The sequence below is a fragment of the Bradyrhizobium sp. genome (assembly GCF_036009065.1).
In the GTDB taxonomy this organism is placed as follows: domain Bacteria; phylum Pseudomonadota; class Alphaproteobacteria; order Rhizobiales; family Xanthobacteraceae; genus Bradyrhizobium.
In genome coordinates this window covers 1-3302 of record NZ_DASYMN010000295.1, presented here as the reverse complement: position 1 = coordinate 3302, position 3302 = coordinate 1, and the positions used below count along the sequence as shown (strand labels likewise).

Sequence of the window (3302 nt, the reverse complement as noted above, 5' to 3'; positions counted from 1 at the left end):
TGAGAGCTTGTGAATCTATTGATTTTTGCGTTTTCCGACATGAGTCAAATCAAAGACTTAGGACCCGCAGAAACGTCGAAATTCGAATAGATTCACAAACTCTGAGGAGCCGCGCGCTTGCGCGGCGTCTCGAAGGATGGCTGCGGGCACTTGTGGCCCATCCTTCGAGGCTGGCCGAAGACGGCGAGCGCCTCAGGATGACGGCGGGGTTGGTTGGTGGCAGATGTGTGAATCTCGTAGGGACAAGCCGGCCATGACGAGAACATGTCCTACTACGCCGCCTTGCCGATCTTCTCCACCTTCACGCCGCCGCCTTCCAGCAGCATCACCTTGTTGAGCAGCTTCACCAGCGCGTAGACCGATTCGATCGCGGGCGCGGCTGTATTGGTCAGCTTGGCCATTTCCAGGATCGAGCCGATCAGCGCCTCGGTTTCGAGCGAGCGGCCGGCCTCGACGTCCTGCAGCATCGAGGTCTTGTGCGCGCCGACGGCTTCGGCTCCGGCGATGCGCTTGTCGATCGAGACGCGGAAGGTGACGCCGAGCTTTTGGGCGATGTCCTGCGCCTCCTTCATCATGCTGGCCGCAAGCGCGCGGGTCTCGGCGAATTGGCAGATGTCGACCAGCGTGGCATGGGTCAGCGCCGAAATCGGATTGAACGACAGGTTGCCCCAGGCCTTCAGCCAGATCTCCGAGCGGATGTCCGGCAGCACCAGCGATTTCAGTCCGGCCTTGATGAAGACGTCGTGCAGCTCCCTGACGCGCGGGGTTTCCTTGCCGTCGAGCTCGCCGATCGGGAAACGGTCGCCCTCGACGTGGTGGATCACGCCCGGCGCGGTCGCCGCCGCCGCGGGATAAACCACGCAGCCGATGATGCGTTTTGGGTCGATATGCTTGGTCAGAACGCCGGAGGGGTCAAGGCTCTCCAGCTTCTGGTCTTCGTACTGGCCGCCGAGCCTCTGAAAATACCACCACGGCAAGCCGTTCTGCACCGTCAGCACGACGGTGTCGGGGCCGAGCAGCGAATCGATATCGCGCACCACCTGATCGAGGAAATGCGCCTTCACCGCCAGCACGACGATATCCTGCTTGCCGGCATCGGCCGGCTTGTTGACGGCTTTCATTCTGGCGGTTTGCACCGTGCCGTCATGCCATTCCAGCTTGAGGCCATTTTTCTGGATCGCGGCCAGATGCGCGCCTTGGTCGATCACGGTGACATCCTCGCCCGCGAGCGCGAATTTTGCAGCCAGCAGGCCGCCGATGGCGCCGGCGCCGACGATGCAGATCTTCTTCTGCTGGGGCGGAGCGCCCGCAAGATACGGGCTCGGCAGCACCTGATCGAACACGTTGGAGAGGCTGCCGACGCCATCGATCACGATATCGACGACGTTATGGGCATCGCCCATGGTGCCGGCGCCGAGCGAGGTGCCGCAGGCGATGATGTCGCCGGGCATCAGCGTCACGTCCTTGGAGATCGCGGCGACCAGCTTGTGCGGCGGGAAGAACATGTCGGCGACCGGATAGTTCTGCCGCTCCTTGCCGTTCAGCACGGTCTTGACCGACAGTTTTAGCGGATCGACATCGGTCGTAATGACGGGACCAAATACGCCAAACGTGTCAAAACTCTTGGCGCGCGCCCACTGCTCGAACGACTTGTCCTTGCGCAGCAAGTCGACGGCGGTGACATCGTTCACGCAGGTGTAGCCGAAGATATAGTCGCCAGCCTCGGCTTCCGAGATATTGAAGCATTTCTTGCCGATGACGACGCCGAGTTCGCCCTCGTAAATGATCTTTCCGGCATAGGTGGCCGGACGCTCGATCGGCTTGCCGGCCGGCCAATAGGCGTTCGGCGCTTTGAGGAACCAGAGCGGCTCCTTCGGCCGGGTAAAATCGTTCTTGGCCGCGAGCTGGTGGAAATTGTTCCACAGGCAGATCATCTTCGACGGATCGCAGGGGGTGCGGATCTCAACCTCGGAAAGCCTCACGCTCTCGCCGCTCGGCTTGGCGCCGGCGAACATATCGCCTTCGTGCACCGCGATTGTCTCGCCTTGCAGCGTGCCGAAGCCGGTCTTTCCGCCCTGCTCGAAACGGATCCATTGTGCCATCTGCGCTTCTCCCGGTACTTTAAAAAGGCCGCGTCATTCGACTGCGCGGCCTTTGCTGCATTGTAGTCGCCGCGCCGCTCTCCGCAATCGTGCACTGCATCATGACGCTGAAGCGCTGCGTAACCACCGTGTCCGCCGGACGCAACGCAGCGCGCCGCTGTTGCGGCGTGGTGCGCTGCAGAGCCGGGGTGGTAACGAGGTTCGGTTGTGACGGTCGCGGCTCTGCGGAGCGGCATAGAAATGCCGCACCGCGTTCGGAACACGGCAAAAATTTAATGTTTTACCCGCTTGACAATATTCCAGCTTAGCTTATAACCCTAGTCATCTCATCCTAGCTGGAGGGAGCGTTACCTGGGACGCTTTGGAACGTGGGGGTGGGAGCGGCGCCTGAGGGCGGGGGCTGACGTGGCTCTTCGTTCGCGGGAGGCCTTGGGTATCCGTCCGGCCCGTAACTGGGTCTGCCACTTAAAGCTGGCTGGACGGGGACAGGCGAGCGGCGCGAAATCGCTGTGAGCCAAGTCCCCGGAAGCGCGGACCAGGGTTTTAAGACGCTGCGGCGGGACGCTGAAAGGCGTTGCCGTGTGCCTCTGTTTTCCGGCAATCCGGGAAGCAAGCCGCGGCCGTTACCAAGCTGCGCCTTTCGGCGTTCCGCCTCCCTCTTTTCTTTGCGGGGAGGTTCACTGAACCCCAACTCACGCAACGACATTTGCGGGCGGCGATGACGCTTGCGTGGCAAGGCGCTCAAACCCATTGACAGCAGGGAGTGCGAACTCAACACTCCGGCAAACGAGAAAAACGCTGCAGCGGTGAGGAAACCATGATCGCAACAACACCACGCTCCACCGATTCAACTTCATCCCGCGTCCGCAGCCTCAGCCGGCGAACCCTGCTGGGAACAATGCTGGCGGCGCCGTTCGTTGCACGCCAGGCGCACGCCGCCGAGATGCTGAACGCCTATTCGATCTGGCCGGAAAATTATGCGCGGCCGATGATGGAGGCGTTCGAAAAGGCCTCCGGCATCCGCGTAAAATTCATCCGCTTTTCCTCCGGCGAGGCGCTGGCGCGGGTCACCGCCGAGAAGAACAATCCGCAGATCGACGTGCTGTTCGGCGGCCCGGTCGAAACCTTTACCGCCGGCCAGACGCAGAACATTTTCGAGCCGTATGTTCCGCCGGGCGCGGCGGAATTGCCGGCGCGTTT

General features: G+C 61.8%; 1 protein-coding gene and 2 pseudogenes. 1 reads left to right on the top strand and 2 read right to left on the bottom strand.

Annotation, left to right across the window (positions count from 1 at the left end):
* Positions 1-272: 272 nt before the first annotated feature.
* Both VGP39_RS18115 and VGP39_RS18110 read right to left on the bottom strand, forming a co-directional pair.
* Positions 273-1283 carry a 2-dehydropantoate 2-reductase gene (locus VGP39_RS18115; RefSeq protein WP_327569473.1) on the bottom strand — a complete coding sequence of 337 codons (1011 nt, stop codon included), beginning with the start codon at positions 1281-1283 and terminating at the stop codon, positions 273-275.
* Positions 1284-1352: 69 nt separating this feature from the next.
* Positions 1353-2102, bottom strand: a pseudogene (locus VGP39_RS18110) (fumarylacetoacetate hydrolase family protein); the annotation flags it as partial.
* A gap of 817 nt (positions 2103-2919) precedes the next feature.
* Here VGP39_RS18110 and VGP39_RS18105 point away from each other — a divergent pair.
* Positions 2920-3302, top strand: a pseudogene (locus VGP39_RS18105) (hypothetical protein); the annotation flags it as partial.